Annotated in this window: 21 protein-coding genes; 13 read left to right on the top strand and 8 right to left on the bottom strand. The window is 37.3% G+C overall.

The window, feature by feature from the left end:
* Positions 1 to 109 precede the first annotated feature (109 nt).
* The 10 genes from RAH34_RS15270 (at position 110) to RAH34_RS15225 (ending at position 9,209) form a co-directional block, all read left to right on the top strand.
* Positions 110 to 985 (top strand): TraB/GumN family protein, encoded by an 876-nt coding sequence (locus RAH34_RS15270; protein WP_306596681.1) that lies wholly within the window; start codon positions 110 to 112, stop codon positions 983 to 985.
* 99 nt (positions 986 to 1,084) lie between these two features.
* Complete coding sequence (locus RAH34_RS15265; RefSeq protein WP_373427989.1) at positions 1,085 to 1,519, top strand: RNA polymerase sigma factor; 435 nt, start codon at positions 1,085 to 1,087, stop codon at positions 1,517 to 1,519.
* Positions 1,509 to 2,114 (top strand): hypothetical protein, encoded by a 606-nt coding sequence (locus RAH34_RS15260; protein ID WP_306596679.1) that lies wholly within the window; start codon positions 1,509 to 1,511, stop codon positions 2,112 to 2,114. Before RAH34_RS15265 ends, RAH34_RS15260 begins: the two co-directional genes overlap by 11 nt.
* A gap of 205 nt (positions 2,115 to 2,319) precedes the next feature.
* Entirely contained in the window at positions 2,320 to 3,960 is a 1,641-nt protein-coding gene (gene pgi, locus RAH34_RS15255; protein WP_306596678.1) for a glucose-6-phosphate isomerase, read from the top strand.
* A gap of 47 nt (positions 3,961 to 4,007) precedes the next feature.
* Complete coding sequence (locus RAH34_RS15250) at positions 4,008 to 4,892, top strand: bifunctional 5,10-methylenetetrahydrofolate dehydrogenase/5,10-methenyltetrahydrofolate cyclohydrolase (protein WP_034692667.1); 885 nt, start codon at positions 4,008 to 4,010, stop codon at positions 4,890 to 4,892.
* Between the two features lie 7 nt (positions 4,893 to 4,899).
* A complete protein-coding gene (locus RAH34_RS15245; protein ID WP_114822109.1) occupies positions 4,900 to 5,529 on the top strand; it encodes a 7-carboxy-7-deazaguanine synthase QueE in 630 nt (209 codons plus the stop codon).
* Positions 5,530 to 5,572: 43 nt separating this feature from the next.
* Positions 5,573 to 6,943, top strand: a complete 1,371-nt coding sequence (locus RAH34_RS15240) for an exopolysaccharide biosynthesis polyprenyl glycosylphosphotransferase (protein WP_373427988.1) — start codon at positions 5,573 to 5,575, stop codon at positions 6,941 to 6,943.
* Positions 6,944 to 7,046: 103 nt separating this feature from the next.
* Positions 7,047 to 7,799: an ABC transporter permease gene (locus RAH34_RS15235; RefSeq protein ID WP_062676038.1), complete on the top strand. Its 753-nt coding sequence runs from the start codon at positions 7,047 to 7,049 to the stop codon at positions 7,797 to 7,799.
* The gene (locus RAH34_RS15230) at positions 7,799 to 8,614 is read left to right on the top strand and encodes an ABC transporter ATP-binding protein (protein ID WP_034692677.1); all 816 of its coding nucleotides are present in this window, start codon (positions 7,799 to 7,801) and stop codon (positions 8,612 to 8,614) included. The genes RAH34_RS15235 and RAH34_RS15230 overlap by 1 nt, the downstream gene beginning before the upstream one ends.
* The gene (locus tag RAH34_RS15225; RefSeq protein WP_114822107.1) at positions 8,598 to 9,209 is read left to right on the top strand and encodes an outer membrane beta-barrel protein; all 612 of its coding nucleotides are present in this window, start codon (positions 8,598 to 8,600) and stop codon (positions 9,207 to 9,209) included. The genes RAH34_RS15230 and RAH34_RS15225 overlap by 17 nt, the downstream gene beginning before the upstream one ends.
* A gap of 36 nt (positions 9,210 to 9,245) precedes the next feature.
* On the opposite strand, the gene RAH34_RS15220 is transcribed toward RAH34_RS15225, so the two are convergent.
* Together RAH34_RS15220 and RAH34_RS15215 are read right to left on the bottom strand one after the other, a co-directional pair.
* On the bottom strand, positions 9,246 to 9,557 hold the full coding sequence (locus RAH34_RS15220) for a hypothetical protein (RefSeq protein WP_114822106.1): 312 nt from the start codon (positions 9,555 to 9,557) through the stop codon (positions 9,246 to 9,248).
* A gap of 86 nt (positions 9,558 to 9,643) precedes the next feature.
* Positions 9,644 to 10,450, bottom strand: coding sequence for a M48 family metallopeptidase (locus RAH34_RS15215; RefSeq protein ID WP_114822105.1), 807 nt, complete (start codon positions 10,448 to 10,450; stop codon positions 9,644 to 9,646).
* Between the two features lie 105 nt (positions 10,451 to 10,555).
* On the opposite strand from RAH34_RS15215, the gene RAH34_RS15210 reads away from it, so the two are divergent.
* Positions 10,556 to 11,104: a DUF4251 domain-containing protein gene (locus RAH34_RS15210; protein WP_114822104.1), complete on the top strand. Its 549-nt coding sequence runs from the start codon at positions 10,556 to 10,558 to the stop codon at positions 11,102 to 11,104.
* On the opposite strand, the gene meaB is transcribed toward RAH34_RS15210, so the two are convergent.
* Positions 11,101 to 12,093, bottom strand: a complete 993-nt coding sequence (gene meaB, locus RAH34_RS15205; RefSeq protein ID WP_114822103.1) for a methylmalonyl Co-A mutase-associated GTPase MeaB — start codon at positions 12,091 to 12,093, stop codon at positions 11,101 to 11,103. The two genes, RAH34_RS15210 and meaB, sit on opposite strands and share 4 nt — an antisense overlap.
* 198 nt (positions 12,094 to 12,291) lie before the next feature.
* Here meaB and RAH34_RS15200 point away from each other — a divergent pair, with 198 nt between their 5' ends.
* Positions 12,292 to 12,585 carry a cytochrome c gene (locus RAH34_RS15200; protein WP_114822102.1) on the top strand — a complete coding sequence of 98 codons (294 nt, stop codon included), beginning with the start codon at positions 12,292 to 12,294 and terminating at the stop codon, positions 12,583 to 12,585.
* Between the two features lie 22 nt (positions 12,586 to 12,607).
* On the top strand, positions 12,608 to 12,895 hold the full coding sequence (locus RAH34_RS15195) for a c-type cytochrome (RefSeq protein WP_034692685.1): 288 nt from the start codon (positions 12,608 to 12,610) through the stop codon (positions 12,893 to 12,895).
* Positions 12,896 to 12,952: 57 nt separating this feature from the next.
* Here the strand turns inward: RAH34_RS15195 and RAH34_RS15190 are convergent, their stop codons facing one another.
* From RAH34_RS15190 to RAH34_RS15170, 5 genes are all read right to left on the bottom strand, one after another.
* Positions 12,953 to 15,532, bottom strand: a complete 2,580-nt coding sequence (locus RAH34_RS15190; protein WP_306596676.1) for a T9SS-dependent M36 family metallopeptidase — start codon at positions 15,530 to 15,532, stop codon at positions 12,953 to 12,955.
* A gap of 216 nt (positions 15,533 to 15,748) precedes the next feature.
* Positions 15,749 to 16,261 carry a hypothetical protein gene (locus RAH34_RS15185; protein ID WP_114822099.1) on the bottom strand — a complete coding sequence of 171 codons (513 nt, stop codon included), beginning with the start codon at positions 16,259 to 16,261 and terminating at the stop codon, positions 15,749 to 15,751.
* Positions 16,248 to 16,946: a peptide chain release factor H gene (gene prfH / locus RAH34_RS15180; protein WP_114822098.1), complete on the bottom strand. Its 699-nt coding sequence runs from the start codon at positions 16,944 to 16,946 to the stop codon at positions 16,248 to 16,250. The genes RAH34_RS15185 and prfH overlap by 14 nt, the downstream gene beginning before the upstream one ends.
* Before the next feature lie 3 nt (positions 16,947 to 16,949).
* Positions 16,950 to 17,495 carry a nucleotidyltransferase domain-containing protein gene (locus RAH34_RS15175; RefSeq protein ID WP_306596675.1) on the bottom strand — a complete coding sequence of 182 codons (546 nt, stop codon included), beginning with the start codon at positions 17,493 to 17,495 and terminating at the stop codon, positions 16,950 to 16,952.
* Positions 17,496 to 17,572: 77 nt separating this feature from the next.
* Entirely contained in the window at positions 17,573 to 18,964 is a 1,392-nt protein-coding gene (locus tag RAH34_RS15170; RefSeq protein WP_114822096.1) for an RtcB family protein, read from the bottom strand.

Below are 18,964 nucleotides of genomic sequence, written 5' to 3'. Positions count from 1 at the left end.
CCTCCTGTTTTCAGGAGGTTTTTATTTTTTTTGAAAAAAAACTGTAACGATTGTAATCCGTGCTTTACCTACTGTTTAAAAGAACAAAAAAATCAAAAAAATTAATACAATGAAAAATTTAATAAAACTTGGATTCGCAGCATTATTATCACTGAATTCCATAACAGCCAACGCACAAAGTAAAAGTAACAACAAAGACAACAGCCTGCTTTGGGAAATATCCGGCAACGGACTTTCGAAGCCTTCTTATATTACCGGAACTTTTCATATCTTATGCAGTAAAGATTTTGAGATCAAACCTAAGGTATTGAAAGCGCTTGAGAAATCTGACAACTTTGTTATGGAAATCAATTATACAGATCCTGCTGAAATGATGTCATTACAGAAAATGTTTAAAGCAGATAAAAAAATATCGGATCAGCTTTCTCCCGAAGAAGCTAAAGAACTGAATACTGTTCTTGCCAATTATGGAACAGATCTGAAAAGTATAGATTCTTCAAGCCCTCAGGCGCTGTATGCACTGCTTTCTACCAAAGCGATCCCCTGCCCACAGACCGAAGTAAAACTTTACGAAATGGAACTTCTTCAGAAAGCAATGAAAGATAAAAAAAACATCAAAGGACTTGAAAAAGTAGAAGATCAAATGAAATCAATCAATGAAGCATATGATCTGAAAAGCACGATCTCTCAGCTTAAAATGGACAAGGAATATCAAATATTGTTCAGACAGATGATTGAAGCTTTTAAAAATGAAAATGTACAATCTTTATACAGTCTTTTTAAGGATGAAAGATTCATGAATGCCCAGCAGGAAAAGGCTATGCTTACCAACAGAAATCGAAACTGGGTACAAATAATGCCGGACATGATGAAAAAAGAAAGTTCTTTATTTGCTGTCGGAGGATCTCATCTTATGGGTGAAAACGGAATTATTCCTCTTCTACAGGCAAAAGGCTACACAGTAAAACCTGTATCAAGCTTATAATAATAACCAAACCATGAAACGATTGTGAGCAATCCAACTGAAACCGCTTTTTTAAAGCTCGTCAACCAGCACAAGGGCATTTTATATAAAGCTTCAAGGATCTATGCAGATTCTGTAGAAGACCGCGAAGACCTGCAGCAGGAGATTCTCATCCAGCTTTGGAAGTCCTACCAGAATTTCAAAGGGAACAGTGAGTTTTCCACGTGGATGTATCGGGTTGCGATCAATACTGCGATTACCTATTTAAAAAAGGAAAAGCAAAGATCCAATAACCATACGGATGCTCCTTCTCATTTTGAAGTACAGCAGGAGGATTACAATCCTGCCAAGGACAGGCAGCTGGAAATTTTCTACAGGGCCGTTCAGGAGCTGAACTCTCTGGAAAAAGCGGTCATATTTTATTTCATGGAAGGGATGTCTCACAAAGAAATAGGAAACAATTTAGGACTTAGTGAAGGCAACGCCCGCGTAAAACTCAATAGAACAAAAGAAAAAATACAGCAAATCATAAAAAAATCAGGTTATGAATTTTGATCAATTAAAAGAACAGTGGAATAAGGAAGACAGCGACGTCCATATTCCTGACACGATAGAACAATTAAGGGAAAGCAAGCATCCTATAGAAAAAATCCAGAAAAACATGAAGAAAGAATTTCCTATGCAGATTCTGGCCATCATTCTGATTGCTTTTTTTCCTCTTCAATTTAAATTTCCCTCTTCACAATACATTATTTATTATGTTTCCTATACCATGATGGTCGTTATCTCATCATACTATCTGCTAGGGTTTTATAAATTCTACAAACAGACGGAACTTTATACCGGAAACACCAAAAATAGTCTTTGGAAAATATACCATGAACTTCGGCTGAATATGGAAAGATACCAGTCTTTCGGATTTCTGTTACTGCCTCATTTCCTTGTAACGATAGGTATGGTGATTTATAATACGATGAAAGAACATGGAAAATCTTTAACCGAACTTACCACTGCTCATCAACAAGGTTTAATCATCGCCGTGCTTATCGGAACTTTAGGACTGATAACGAGCATCGTTCTATGGACAAAATACGTCTATGGAAGAAGTGCCAGACAACTGGAAAACATCCTGAACGAAATGGAAGAATAACAGTAAAATTCCTTTCACAAAATATTTTTTATAAAACCTCAGGCCTGTTCTGAGGTTTTGTTTTTTAAAAAATCGTTATTTATCATCTTCAAATTTATCTGAGGTTTTATTTTTCCGTAAATTTGCAAATCAGAAATAAATCATTATGGATTATGAGCGATTCTCATCCAATACATGATCTTCTGAGCAATAAAAATTCTGTAATATGCTATCAAAAATAAATCCAACACAAACTAGCAGCTGGAAAGCACTTGATGAACACTTCGGTGGAAATGACTTTGATCTTAGAACTCTTTTCCAGTATAACCCGAATCGTTTCAATGAATTTTCTCTACAAAAGGATAACTATCTTTTTGATTATTCTAAAAACCTGATTGATTCAAGAACCAAGGATCTTTTATTGCAATTGGCTGAGGAAAGCCAGTTAAAAGATGCTATTTCCAGAATGTTCTCCGGGGATAAAATCAATGAAACTGAAGGAAGAGCTGTTCTTCATACCGCATTAAGGGATTTCTCCGACCGTGAAATTATCGTAGATGGAGAAAATATCAAACCACAGATCAAGAGAGTTCTTGAACATATGAAATCTTTTTCTGAAAAGATTATTTCAGGAGAACATAAAGGTTTCAGCGGAAAGGAGATCACAGATGTAGTCAACATCGGAATCGGAGGATCAGACTTAGGTCCTGTAATGGTTTGTTCAGCTTTAAAGCATTTTAAAACAAGATTAAACGCTCACTTTGTTTCCAATGTGGACGGAAATCATATTGCAGAAGTAGTAAAAGATTTAAATCCTGAAACCACTTTATTCATTATTGCTTCCAAGACATTTACGACTCAGGAAACAATGACGAATGCCAATTCAGCTAAAGACTGGTTCCTGAAAGCGGGAAAACAGGAAGATGTAGCGAAGCATTTTGTGGCTTTATCTACTAATATTGAAGAAGTTAAGAAGTTCGGAATCGCAGAAGAAAATATTTTTGAGTTCTGGGACTGGGTAGGTGGAAGATATTCTCTTTGGAGCGCAATCGGATTAAGTATTGTACTTTCTGTAGGATATGAAAACTTTGAGCAGCTCTTAAGGGGTGCTTTTGATACAGACCAGCACTTCCAGACAGCAGAATTCTCTGAAAATGTTCCTGTACTAATGGGACTTTTGGGAATCTGGTACCGTAATTTCTATGCAGCAACCACTTATGCGATCTTACCTTATTCTCAATATCTGGACAGATTTGCAGCGTATCTTCAGCAGGGAGATATGGAAAGTAACGGAAAGTGCGTAGACAGAAACGGTGAATTCGTAGAATATGAAACGGGACCGATCATCTGGGGAGAACCTGGAACAAACGGCCAGCACGCATTTTATCAGTTAATCCACCAGGGAACAGAATTGATTCCTGCAGATTTTATTGCCTATGCAAAAAGCCCTAACCATGTTTCTGATCACCAGGATAAATTATTAGCTAACTTTTTCGCTCAGACTGAAGCGCTTGCTTTCGGAAAACTGGAAGAAGAAGTGGAAGAAGAGCTTAGAAATTCCGGAAAATCTGATGAAGAAATAGACAGACTGATCAATTTCAAAGTCTTCCATGGAAACACCCCAACTAACTCTATATTATTTAAGGAATTAACTCCTTTTTCACTAGGTCAGTTGATTGCTCTTTACGAACACAAAATTTTCGTTCAGGGAGTAATCTGGAATATTTTCAGTTTTGACCAGTTTGGAGTGGAATTAGGAAAAGTATTAGCCAATAAAATCCTTCCTGAGCTTGAAAACAATGAAGCAATAAGCTCTCATGACAGCTCTACCAACGGATTGATCAATTACTATAAAGAAAATAAATAGTAAGTAAAAAGAAAGTAAAAGTAAATCTATAAAGTAAAAAAGTAAAAATGGCAGAAATTCTTGACGGACTTAAAGTATCCAAGGAAATTAAAGCAGAGATCAAGGTTGAAGTAGAAAAGATTCTCGCGAGCAAAAGAAGAGCTCCGCATTTGGTGGCTATTCTTGTAGGAAATAATGGAGCTAGCAAGGCCTATGTAAACTCTAAAGTGAAAGACTGTGAGGAAGTAGGATTTCAATCCAGCTTAATTAAATTTCCAAGCACTGTTTCTGAATCTGAACTATTGGAAAAAATTGACGAGCTTAATAAGTCTAAAGCAGTAGACGGATTTATCGTTCAGCTTCCTTTGCCAGATCAGATTGATCAGGAAAAAATCATCAATGCTATTGACCCTAGAAAAGACGTGGATGGTTTCCACCCAGAAAACTTCGGAAAAATGGCTCTTGAAATGGATACTTTCTTACCGGCAACGCCTTTCGGAATTTTAACATTATTGGAAAGATATAATATTGAAACGAAAGGAAAAGACTGTGTAATTATCGGAAGAAGTAAAATTGTAGGAAGACCAATGAGTATTTTGATGGGAAGAAAAGATTTCCCTGGAAACTCTACTGTTACCCTTACACACTCATACACAAAAGACATCGAAGAATACACAAGAAAAGCAGACATCGTTATTACCGCTTTGGGAGATCCTCATTTCTTAAAAGGAGATATGATCAAGGAAGGAGCAGTAATCGTAGACGTGGGTATTACAAGAGTAGATAATGACTCTCCAAAAGGATATTACCTTGCAGGTGATGTAGATTTTGACAGCTGTGCTGCAAAAGCAAGCTGGATCACTCCGGTACCTGGAGGAGTAGGCCCAATGACAAGAGCGATGTTGATGAAAAACACCATCATTGCTTATAAAACTTCGGTCTATAACGACTAATTTTAAAATGAATAAAGAAGAAGATATTTTATTAAAAGAAGGTAAAATGCTCCCTGTGATGGAGCATTTTTACACTTTACAGGGAGAAGGAGCACACACCGGAAAAGCCGCATACTTTATCAGGCTGGGAGGTTGTGATGTAGGGTGTCACTGGTGTGATGTAAAGGAAAGCTGGGATCCGGAACTTCATCCCCTGATGAATGCTGAGGAAATTGCAGAAACTGCAGCCAAACACTGTAAAACAATAGTGCTGACTGGCGGTGAACCTTTAATGTGGAATTTAGATATCCTGACATCCAAACTAAAAGAATTAGGGTGTACAGTACATATCGAAACTTCCGGAGCCTATCCCATGAGCGGTCAACTGGACTGGATAACCCTTTCTCCAAAGAAAACAGGGCTTCCTAAAGAAGAGATTTATCAAAAGGCCAATGAGCTTAAAGTGATTATCTTCAACCAGCATGATTTTACGTTTGCTCAGGAACAGGCAGCAAAAGTTTCTGAAAATTGTAAGCTTTATCTTCAGAGTGAATGGAGCAAAAGAAACGACATGTATCCTAAGATCACGGATTTTATTCTGGAAAACCCTGAGTGGCAGGCATCTGTTCAGACTCACAAATATCTGAATATCCCGTAAAAAAGTGTAAATTAGCCGTGCTTATCCGCTATAATACCGATAGATGCAGAGAATTCGATACTCTAGATACCTGAAATCAATCATTATGTTGCTTGACCTCATGGTTATTGCATCTATCTTCATATTCTTTTTTATAAGCAGAAACGAAAGTTTAAAATACAATAAAGAAACCTGGTATCAGAATAGCTTTTCTCTGGTTCTGTTGTTTTTGTTCTGGGTACTGTTAAGTGGTAGGACAAAAATATACAATATTCCGAGGAACCTTACCTATACTCTGTTTCTTGAACGCCTTCTGATCCATTTCCTGTTTTTTATACTGGGAGTACTGCTTATAGGAAAGGTAAGTAAGAATGTATTTTTCAATTCGGATATTTACTGGCTTTCCCTTTACCTTTTTATTTCTATCTTTCTGGCGAAATCATTGGTATATTTTGCGATTAAGTATTTGCGGTCCCTGGGAGCGAATTACAGAAATGTAATGTTTTTAGGGGACATCCATTCTACAGAAATTCTTAAGAATATCTTTACAGAACGTAAAGACTATGGATACAGGATATTTGAATATGAAAATACCGAAGTAAAGATCAATGAACTGGTGGCTTTCTGGAAAAAAAACGGAATTCACACCTTGTTTTTATCGATGGAAAACTCTTATGATGAGGCCATGAAAAATGAAATTTTCAGCCTGGCCGAAGATCATAAGATTCATATTTCACTGATTCCAAGCATTACCCAAAGTGATTTTTTCCTTTATGACCTTGGATATATACAAACCCAGCCGGTACTTAATCAGGCCAGGTATCCATTAGATTATTATTCTAATTTCCTTATGAAAAGGACATTTGATATTTTCTTTTCTGTCTTTATATTGGTCTTCATCTGTTCATGGGTATTTCCAATCATTGCCATTTTAATCAAAACTACCTCTAAAGGTCCTGTTTTTTTCCTTCAGAAGAGATATGGTTTTCATGAAGAGGTTTTTAGTTGTATTAAATTCAGAACAATGGTGGTGAATGATGAATCCACAACCAAAACAACATCTATAAATGACTCCAGAATTACCAAAGTAGGTAAATTTTTAAGAAAAACAAGCCTTGATGAGCTTCCGCAGTTTATTAATGTACTGAGAGGGGAAATGTCTGTAGTGGGTCCGCGCCCTCATATGCTGTCTGTTGACAATTATTACAAACCAAAGATCGGAAGATACAGCCTGAGAAGTATGGTTAGTCCGGGAATTACCGGATTGGCACAGGTGAATGGACTTCGTGGCGACTTCGGAGATGTGGAAGTAGAAATGAAAAAAAGAGTTCTGGCAGATGCTTTCTATGTAAGAAACTGGAGTTTCGTACTTGATCTGGTTATTATTTTAAAAACCGTTTTATTGGTGATTGGAGGAGATAAAAATGCAAAATAAAGAACGGAATAACATAAATATTGAAATAATTTTAACACAAAACCAGGCTTTGGTCTTATTCTTGACCCTAGCCCAATTAAATAAAAAAGTCTAATTTAGCAGTATGTTAAAAAAGTTTTTCACAGCGATAGGGGAATACATTATCCTCTTGGGAAAATCCCTGCAGAAACCTCAGAAAATGAGAGTGTTCTGGAAGCTGTTCATGAGAGAAATTAATGATTTGGGAGTAAATTCTTTCGGGCTTGTAGTCTTCACATCAATCTTTGTGGGGGCTGTAGTTGCTATTCAGATGTTCAACAACTTTGACGCCTCTTCCTTTCCTATTCCTCCATCATTCGTAGGATACGCTACAAAAGCAGTATTGGTATTGGAATTTGCCCCTACCATCATCAGCCTTATTCTGGCCGGTAAAGTAGGATCATATATTGCTTCCAGTATCGGAACGATGAGGGTGTCAGAACAAATTGATGCATTGGACATTATGGGAGTAAATTCACCCAACTTCCTCATATTTCCGAAAATTATCGCTTGTATGATTTTTAATCCTCTGCTTATCGCCATCAGTATTGTATTTGGTATTCTCGGAGGATATATTGCCGGAATTTTAACAGGAAACTGGACAGAAAACGACTATATTGTTGGTATTCAAATGTATATGCCGAATTTATTCATTTACTATGCATTTACCAAAACAACTGTTTTCGCTTTCATTATTGCTACAGTTCCTTCTTATTTCGGATATAATGTAAAAGGAGGATCATTGGAGGTTGGTAGAGCCAGTACACAGGCCGTGGTATGGACAATGGTGTTCATTATTATCTCCGAATTAATTTTAACCCAATTAATATTAAGCTGATGATTGAGGTAAAAGATCTTAAGAAAAGTTTTGATGATGTTGAAGTGCTTAAGGGAATTTCAACTTCATTTGATAAAGGAAAAGTAAACTTAATCATTGGACAGAGTGGTTCCGGAAAAACCGTTTTTCTAAAAAGTTTATTGAATGTTTATATGCCTTCATCAGGAGAAATTCTGTTTGACGGGAAAGATATCAATACCATGACCAGAGATGAAAAACAGCATCTTCGTTCAGAAATCGGAACTGTTTTCCAGGGAAGTGCCTTATTTGACTCTCTTACTGTGGAAGAAAATATCATGTTCCCTCTTGACATGTTTACCAATCTTACCTACAGAGAAAAAAAGAAAAGGGTTTTTGAAGTAATCGGAAGAGTACATCTTGATAAAGCAGAAAAAAAATATCCTTCCGAAATTTCAGGAGGTATGCAGAAAAGGGTGGCTATTGCAAGAGCCATTGTCAACAATCCAAAGTATCTGTTCTGTGATGAGCCCAATTCCGGACTGGATCCCTATACTTCTAAGATTATTGATGATCTTCTCTACGAAATCACAAAAGAATATAATACGACCACCATCATCAATACCCATGATATGAACTCTGTAATGACGATTGGCGAGAAAATTGTATATCTGAGACTGGGAATTAAAGAATGGGAAGGTAACAAAGACATTCTGATTACAGCAGGCAATAAAAATCTGATTGACTTCGTTTATTCTTCAGAACTGTTTAAAGAGCTCAGAGAATATTTACTTGAGAATAATAAAACGATTGAAACGACAAATACAAAAATAGACGATAATGAAAAAGGCACTTAGTATAGCGTTATTAGGATTTTCAATGTGGGCTTCTGCACAGATTTCACTGGCAGGTAAAGCTAACTTAATTTTTCCGACAGGCTCACCTTCATGGTCCAATATTAAAGGAACAGTGAATGATGCCATTGCAGGAACAGGTAAAAATAATGTAGGTTTCAATGTTGGGCTTTCACTAAAAGTGGGTCTTCCTACTTCTTTGTTTGTGATGCCGGAAATCTATTATACTCACTTCAAAAATGAGTTTACTACAGAGAACACTACTTTTGATGTAAAAAGCAACCGTATTGATGTTCCGGTTCTTTTAGGATATAATCTTTTAGGGAATATGCTGGGCGTTTTTGTAGGTCCTGTAGGAAGTTTTAACTTAAATAAAGACAATACTTACAACGATTTCAAAGAAAATGCGAAAAATGATTTTACAGTAGGATACCAGTTTGGGGCACAGCTTGAAATTAAAAAGCTTATTGTAAATGCAAGATATGAAGGCGCTTTCAGCAAAGACGAAAGAAATTTTATCAACAGGGTTTCCGGCTCGGAAATCAGATATGATAACAGACCTAATCTGTTTATGGTAGGTTTAGGATATAAATTCTAATGAATTATCGAAAATAACAACTTGAAACCCTCAAATTTAAATTTGAGGGTTTTTATTTTGTGCTTCAAGCTCAGCCTGGCGTTTTGCGATTTCTGCTGCCTGTTTTTCAAGATCTTCTTTGTCTTTTTGTAACTGCTTGAATTCTTTTTTCTTCTGTTCTTCCTTTATAGCACTTCCTTTGCTTACATAGCCCACCATTCCTCCAATGATAAGTCCTATTCCAACGCCTGCCATGATTCCCATAATGTGAGAGATTTTTATTTGTTCTACGGCAAAATCGGTTGTTAAATAGAAAAGTAATGCAGATACAGCTAAAAGGATAAGTCCGGTAATTGATAAACTCTTCATAATATTGTGTTTAGGTGATTATATAAAAAAGCCTTACCAAATTTACTAAAAATTTAATAAGGCTATATTCAAGATTAAAATTCTAATTATAATTTTCCTCCCGCAGCCTTATAATATTCTAAAGCTTTCGGAAGATCTTTGTTGATATCTGAAATTCTTGTTTCCGGATTCGGGTGGGTAGATAAGAACTCAGGTTGTCTTGCTCCAGTAGATGCCGCTTCCATTCTGTTCCAGAAAGGAATTGCCGCTCTCGGGTCATATCCTGCCATAGACATCAGGTAAAGTCCCATTTCATCTGCCTCAGATTCCTGACCTCTTCCATATTTCAATAAAGCAACCTGTGAACCGATAGGGTAAACCTTCTGGAAAACACTTGCCCATTGCGAATTTGAGATTGTTCCTCCCAGAATAGCACCTCCATACTGAGCTACCATTGCCTGAGAAATTCTTTCATTTCCATGGCCTGCCAATGCGTGGGAAACTTCATGTCCCATTACAACGGCAAGTCCGTTATCGTCTTTGGTTACCGGCAATATTCCGGTATAGACTGCCACTTTTCCGCCAGGCATACACCATGCGTTCAGCTCATTGCTCTGCAAAAGATTAAATTCCCAGCTGTAGCTTGCAAGATCTGCAGATCTTCCAATACTCTGATAATATCTTTCTGCTGCATTTTTAATTCTGTTTCCTACATTTACCACTCTCTTTGCATCTGCCGTACCGGTAATCACTTTACCTTTAGACAATGTCGTTCTATATTCCTGTGAAGACATTGTTAAAATTTCCGAATTGTTGGCCAGCTGTAAAGAAGACCTCCCCGTAATCGGGTTTGTAGTACAGGCAGCAGCCGACAGAGCAATAGCTCCCATTCCTAATAGATGTGTAACTTTCATAGTTTGAGTGTTAATAATTCAACCTTAACAATTTTTATTCCAAAATATTTCTTAAAGAATATATTTGCATACATTTTGCTATCTAAATTTAATAATTATCCCGTTATGAAAAAGTATATTTCTTTACTGATGATTTTTGGATTCCTGTTCTTCTTTCAGAGTTGCGCATCTCAGGGGTCATCAGATCCTAAAACAGTGAATACTTTGGTAGATTCTCAGGAGTTTACTTTTTATGCCCAAAGAGCTAATCCTACCAATTATGATGTTATTAATGTCATGAATTCTATGCCTAACGCTACTGCCACAAGAATACTTAACCTGAATGGGGATTATACCATTGATGTAAGTAAAAATACACTGGATGTAGTGCTGCCTTATTTTGGAAGACTTTTCAATCCAACATATGGAAATACTAGTGATAACAGCTACAGATTTACTTCAAAAGATTTTACCGTAAATAAAACTCAGAATAAAAAAGGAACCTGGACTTTAAAATTCAAACCTAAAGATGTAAGAAATGTAGACGAAGTGAATATTGAGATTTTTAAAAACGGAAAAGCTTTCGTTTCTATGAGAAGCAATGACAGACAGCCAATTACCTATGACGGATATATTTCTAAAACTGAGGTGAAACAGGAAAAAGAAAAACCTTAGTCCCTGTTTCCATTAGATAAAAATTTTTCAACAAATAATTTTGCTTCAGTACTTGGATTGGAAACCATGGCTGAAGCATTTTTTTTGTGCATATGATAAGCTTCTTCCACAACATTACTCTTTTTCATGAGGGATAAAATATATTCCTGAACCCAATATTCAAATCGTTTTTCGGCCTGCTGAACGCGGATTTCGTCAAAGCGGCCACTTTTCTTTTTCAGATCAATAAATTCGGATATTGAATCATAGACTTCCTGTAATCCTTGATTATGAAGTGCAGAACCTAGTAAAACAGGAATCTTCCATCCTTTTTCTTTAGGTGGAATAAAGTCCAAAGCTCTTTTTAATTCAAGCCTGGTATTTTTTGCTTTCTGAAGGTTATCCTGATCTACTTTATTGATAAAAATAACGTCAACCATTTCCATGATCCCTCTTTTGATACCCTGAAGTTCATCTCCTCCTCCAATGATTTTAAGAAACAAAAAAACATCGGTAATGTCAGCCACAAGAACCTCTGACTGCCCTACTCCTACAGTTTCAATTAAAATATAGTCATAGCCTGCAGCTTCGCAGATCATCATGGTCTCAAAAGTAGTATTGGCTACTCCTCCCAGAAAACCTGAGCTGGGGGAAGGCCGTATGAATGCGTTTTCTTCTTTGGCCAGTTCTTCCATTCTGGTTTTATCCCCTAAAATACTTCCTTTATTGATAGCTGAACTGGGATCAATTGCCAAAACAGCAACCTTTTTTCCCTGAGCAATAACCAGCCGGCCAAAGTTTTCTATAAAAGTGGATTTTCCTGCTCCGGGAACTCCCGTTACTCCTACCCTCACAGAGTTTCCGGTAAGAGGCATAATCTTCTTCAAAAGTTCTTCTGCCTGTACTCTGTGCTCTGCTTTCTTACTTTCAACCAATGTAATAGCTTTTGCAATCAGGCGTTTGTTTCCTGACTGTATTCCCTCTATTAGCTCTTCTGTAGAAAATTTCATTAATCCAAAATTAATAATTAAAATGGGAATGGTCAATAGACAATTTATAAAGGTGAAACAAAAAGCACAATTGATTTCATTTTTGAATACTCAATTTTGCATGAACTTAATTTTATTTCTTCTAAATTAAAACTAGAAAGCCTTGTATCAACGGCTTAAGGAATTTATTACATTTGTTATATTTCAAAAAGAAGAAACATGAAAAAACTCATCGCTGCGGCTTCGTTTACTGCTATTTTGCTGGTATCCTGTACGCCGAAAGCTGCTACATCTACTGCTACTGCAGGAACATCTACTTCTACTGCAGAACAGATTGCTCAGGGGAAAACCATTTTTGAAAACTCTTGCGGAAGATGTCATAAATTACCTGATCCTGCTTCACACAATCCTGTACAATGGGTGGGAATCATGAATTCTATGGCTCCAAAAGCAAAACTGACGGATGAACAGCACCAATGGGTTTATGATTATATTGTTTCTGTGAAGAAGTAATCATCAAACAAAAATATAGGATATGAAAAAATTCATTTTAACAGGTATTGCAGCATCGGCATTTCTGGTATCCTGCGGACCGAAAAGTGTGGCTGTTACCGGGCCAAAGTACACCTCATCTGAGCAGTTGGCGCAGGGAAAAACCATTTTTGAAAATTCCTGTGCAAAATGCCATAAGCTTCCGGAGCCAACCAAGCATGACAATCAGGGATGGATCAATACTTTAAGCAGAATGGCTCCAAAGGCCAAACTTACTGATGACCAGCATCAAATGGTATATGATTATCTGATTTCCGTAAATAAGAAATAAAAGAAGGCCTCATTTCTGAGGCCTTCTTTTTTGACTCAAAAATATTACTTAACCCTTTTATCTTAGAATCAGTTTTTCAACCTGCACTTTATCTCCCTGCTGAATATGAACCATATACACTCCTTTCTGAAGTCCTTTTGTAGAAACAGCCTTCTTCGATCCTGATTCTCTGGAATCAGTCAATACTAATTTACCGGACATGTCAAACATTATAATTTTAACCTCTTTTGGAGATTTATCGATATTTCCTACGAAAAATTCATCATAAGCAGGATTAGGGAAAACAATAAACCTGGACTCTGTTTTTCTATTTTCCTGAGTCGCCAAAGCTGTACTGCACTCCGCAGGTACCGTAAAGTCTTCTACCTGATCCGTAGCAACCGTTTTGGAACCGGCAGATGCGTTCACACCAAGTCCTCTTCTTGCAAACACATTCCAGATCAGACATTTATCAATTCCTCCATTTCCTATTACATCAGCTTGCAGAATGGCATCCCTTCCATCAATAAAAGTAGGGCTGCAGGGCTGCAGTTTCAGTCCGTCAATGACGAGCTGAAAAACTTTTGCATTTCCTGAAGTACTGCTTGCCAGTACATCATTATTATATCCATATTTTTCGATGTACTTCCACGCCAGATCCCAAAGCATTGTTGCCCATATGAAACCTATCTGATGAACTTCTGTATTGGTATTTGTTTTTCCGTAAGTATAATTATTGATGCTGAAGTCAGGGGAGTATTTAGCCAGTCTGTTGCCATTCCCAGTTGTAGGTTCACTTTTCGTATAGGTTGAATGTCCTCTGGGAACATCTGCAGTATCTCCGGGTCTGGCTGTCACCATAAGTCCAAAGAAGTCTGACCAGCCTTCTCCCATCTGTTCTGTACTGTTGGTAGATGATAGACAACTGTATCCCTGCGCGGTAAGCCTGTTGGATATTCCGTGTCCGTACTCATGAGCCATAGTACCATTATCAAAACATGCATTCTTGAAACCACTATAATCAAAATTTAGGGTTGTATTGATTGTATTTCCGCTATTCAATTGTCCAGTCAGAAATAAGCCTTCCGATTGCCCCATACTCATGACAGGAATGGTCACCTGTGCTCCATACGTACCTGCCCCCAATGAGGATGGTATATCGGAAGAAGGTTTATACATAATTACCCCTATAGCTCCTGCATTCTGTGCGTTGAGCGCTTTAAGACTAAATTCACAATTAGCAGTGGTTATGACTGCAATTTTATTAGTCAGGCTTCCAGCTGCAGGTGCGGTACATGCATCGGCTGGCACGGGAACTGCCAGGTCCGCTGTTACAGGAGCTCCATACAACGGTCCAAAAGACGCTCCTGCTGTCATTACTTTTGGTCTGCTAGCAACAGAAGCAGGAGAATTGTACTGATACCTTACTACCGGGTCATCTGCTGTTTGCAGCCTGTCATATAGATACATCTGCATTCTACCCTCCTTCACCTGTGGCTGCCCGTTGACAATTTTTTCATATCCAGGGCTAAAATTGGCATTATTAAGACCGCTTCCGTCAAAAGCTTCTGCATTAACAGCATCTCCTCCCATACCGCCATTTCCAAAATTATTGGTCTGAAGATTTCTGGCAGTTTCTGTAAATCCGAATTTATAAAACAGATCATGCATTTTATTATTCATATAAAATAAACTCGTGATTGCGGCATCTTTATACGAGAAGGGATTATCATATCTTCCGTCGGCAAAAGGAAAATCAAAAATACGTGAGCTTCCGCCATCCGGAGAATATCCCGGTGTATTGGTATTATTCTGATCAGAATAAGCATAAACATTATTTCCCCGTGTTATGGTATAGCTATTGGTTCCATCAGAATGCCAGCCTTCTGGAGATGCAGTAAGATCCCAGGGATTACTGATTATGGAGCGGGATCCAAATGTAGGTGCTTCTACCGGTAACGGAAATACGTTATAGGATGCATTGGCCGGGGTCAGCTTCCCCGGTATATTTATTTTTGTTTTTCTTTCGTCGGGTTTTGCATATGCCAGGCTGGACATTTCCGGTTCTTTAGAATCATTGTTGTCGTATCCGGTATCCTCATAACTACAGCTGATGGTCATATTATCTTTGGTAAGTATTTCACCTGTATCTGCATCAGCTATTACATGCCATATATCAGAAGAATTCCTGTCAGAAACAAATAATTCTTTTGCAAGTCTATATACTTTATTATGCTCAAAGTAAACATCATCAGAATAATTGATTTCAGCAATATCTTTTAGCCCAAGCTTATTTTTGATAAGATCATCTGACAGTTTTGCAGTACTATTTTTATGGTCATCCACAACAATATCTCTTTTAAAATCATTTTTCTCAGAAATAATTTTATTGTCTCTGATAACAACTTTTCCCAGGGCATTATAGACTCTAAGACCATTATAGGTTTGTTGCACATCCACAATTCTGGCTGCAAGACTTCTGGAAAGGTCTTCGTTGAGAATAATAATTCCTGATGCATCATTTTTACTCTTTTGTGCTATCTGCCCGTTCTTGTGATAGTAGTCGTGAATAAGTTCCGCAGAATTTTGAGCACAAACATTTTCGAAAGCAAAAAATGCTGCTATCGAAAACGGCACTAGAAAAAATTTTTTATTCATATTGTTTTTTTAGGTAGATAAATATATAAAAGACTACCTGCTAGCAACTTAAAAAAAAATTAAAATCAAAAAAACCACTGATATCTCTATATTTTTGATTTATTTTAGTCATATTATTTATTCTTTTAAAGTTTTTGTTTTACAATTTTAACTTTCACAGAGGATCATTTTTTGATAAATGTATGCAGAACTGCCTTTTTCAAAAAAAAAGGAGACTTATTGGGTCTCCACTTTCTTTTTAATTCTTGTTACCGGCATTTTACCTTTAATCATTTTTTCTCTGTCTTCAATAATTTCGAGGGCTGCACGGTTGTAAGCAAATTTTTTAGCTTCTTTCAGGGTCGCCAAAGCCTGTTTGTACTCAAAGTTTTTCTCCTGCAGAAGAGAAAGACAGGTGAGGATTTCCGACTTATCAATTCCTTTGAGTTTCAAGGCAAATTCAATCAGTTTTTCTGCTTCTTTGTAATCTTCATTACTCAGTAGACATTCAATATAATATTTGGGAGTATTAATATTCCCGATATTACTCTGCATGGCTTCATCGAAGTATTTTTTTGCGGTTTCATAATCTTTCAGTTCTTCTGAATATATTCTTCCCATGAGACAAAGACTGTCTGCATCTTCCGGTTCATAGGACAGAGCGTAGTTCAATGCATCCATGCACTCGGCAAGGTTGAACGGAAAGTAGTCCAGCGCTTCAAAATAATATTTACTTTTAGTTAAGGTCATTTCTGTAGTTTTTTAAGTCATTTTTCAAGGCATTCCTTTGTTTTTTGAATGTCTTGTCTTCGTAATTCTTTTTAAAATCCGTCCCCGAGAATGTACGAACCGGACTTCCGCGTTCTACCTGCATCTGGAGAGACCAGGTTTCTTTCAATTTTCTTTCCAGTTGTTGGATATAAACTGCCATCACCTTTTCTTTGAGTCTGGTTACAGACAGTTTTTTATTCTCCAGCTGCGAACGGGAATCCTGTACAAAAACAGTTTCATTGGTGGGAATATGAATGGCACGGACAGCTGTATTCACCTTATTTACATTTTGTCCTCCGCTTCCCTGACTTCTTGTAGTCTGAAACCGGATATCTTTTTCGTGGAAATCAATCATTTTTACATTTTCCAATTCGAAAATTCCGATGAACCAATTGCTTCTTTTATGGAGCTTTCTGAATGTACTTTTTCCTATCCAGCAAATACTTCCCAGCCAGCTTTTTAAAAACAAGCTTAGATCTTTTCCTTTCAAAAGCAGGGTTACTGATTTTAATGTCAGGTTTTCATCCCCGTTTTCACGATGAATGATTTCATATTCTATTGTATTGTGTTTTGCCTCTTCAAGAAAGGTCTTCAGAACCTTGGCTACTACCCACTGGCATTCTAAAGGACCTCTTCCCGAAGTGATCTGTATTAATTTTTCCATTTTTTATATTGGCATTTTGCTTAATAAAGGGTTTCCTACCGGATTTATTCCCTTTTGTAATAATTCTTTTGCGGCCATCACTGCCCAGCATTTGTCACTGGAATGAATATTTCTGTAAAAGGAAAGTAAAACATCAGGTTTCACAACAGTAAAACCATTAGTTTCAATTGTTTCAAGATCATCTCTTTCAAAGAAATCTATGGTAACTCTGTGAAATTTTTCATTTTCCAGCTCGACGGTTTTTTCATACCTGCGAAAGTTTTCTTCACTTGGCAGATGGTCATATCGGGTCCAGACTTTCCGGAATCCTTCCTGCTGAAGAATAATAACTACTTCTGCTACATTTTCTTTTTTTACAAAAACATCAATATCCTTGTGGTCATGGGCATGCTTGTATTCGGTATGTCCTGTTTCAGACATGAAATGCCATGCCCAGCCGCCTGATATAATCACTTTATGTTTTAATTTGTCTAAAATTTCGAGTCCTGACTGAATTTTGAATTCCGGCCAGACTTCACCGTATCTTTTTATATTGTGTGGGGCTCCCATTTCTTTAATTTTAAAATAATTCTTTATTAAACCTTATAGGTTTTTGAAACCTATAAGGTTGTAAAGTATGAGATTAATTATTTGTCCATTCTTACAATTCTCGGCTGGAATGTTCCCAGAATATCTACCAGTTCACTCTGTGCATTCATCACCTCATTGATGTCTTTGTAGGCCATTGGTGCTTCTTCTGCATTTCCGCCCATCAATGTGACATTTTTCAGTTTGAGTTCTTTTTTGATATCATGCTGAGTGAAAAGACTTCTGCATTCTCCTCTTGAATGGGCTCTTCCTGCACCATGTGATGCTGAATTCAAAGATTCCGGATTTCCTTTTCCGCGAACGATAAATCCTTTTGCAGTCATGGATCCCGGGATCATCCCCAATTCGTTTTCATTGGCAGGTGTAGCTCCTTTTCGGTGAACAATCACTTCTTTACCGTTATGAATTTCCTTCCATGCAAAGTTGTGATGGTTCTCAATTCTGGCTTTTACCCTTCCACCGACTGCTTTTACCAGCCTTCTGTGAATATCATCGTGACAGGCTGAAGCGTAATCTCCGGCAAGATTCATGGCCGTCCAGTATTCCAGTCCAAGATGGGTACTCAAATCCAGCCATGCGAAGTTTTGTGCTTCTTTCGGTAACGGACACTGTTCTGTGGCCATTCTTGAATAATACTGTGCGATTTCTGCTCCCAACCCTCTGGAACCGCTGTGAGAAAGTATTCCCAGATATTTTCCTTTTGGCAGACCAATTTGTTCGTCTTCTTCAGTGATTTCCACTTCTCCGAATTCTACAAAGTGATTTCCTCCGCCTGAGGATCCCATCTGTTTGATGGCTTTTCCCTTTAATCTTCTTAAGATCGGGATCATATCAAATGTATCTCTGTCAAAAATCTCATGATCTATGTGAGATTTATGCGTTTCATACATTCCAAATTTTGTATGTTCAGCAAGGGCTTTTTCATATTTATCTCTTGCTCCTTCAAGATATGAAACGGGTGTATCCAAAATACTGAGGCTCATTCTACAGCCAATATCCATGCCTACTCCGTAAGGAATTACCGCATTTTCTACTGCCAGAACTCCTCCTATGGGAAGTCCGTACCCGCTGTGGGCATCTGGCATTAATGCTCCCTGAGTAGAAACAGGCAGTTTCAAAGCAGTGTATAACTGATTTTTTGCCTCTTCTGAAATATTGTTTCCAAAAATCTGAAAGGAAGCCCGCTGTGAATTCAGCATTCTTTTTTCTGTTTTTTTGGATGAAAGCAGGGTTTCTGCGATTTGTCCGAAAGTCAGATCTTTTTCAAATTCTTCCGGATTCAGCAGGATTTCCTTTAAAAGAGATTTTACGTGGTGAATATTCTTTGTTGCAAAATTTCTTTTCATGACTTCCAATGCTACGTTTACACTTTGGTTATTGGGATAGCCTAGTTTTAATATATCTTTTCCTTTTAGTTTTAAATTTCCCAT

The sequence above is a fragment of the Chryseobacterium sp. WLY505 genome, from assembly GCF_030846215.1.
In the GTDB taxonomy this organism is placed as follows: Bacteria; Bacteroidota; Bacteroidia; order Flavobacteriales; family Weeksellaceae; genus Chryseobacterium.
Note: the sequence above shows the minus strand (reverse complement) of the source record. Positions and strands in the feature narration are given on the sequence as shown.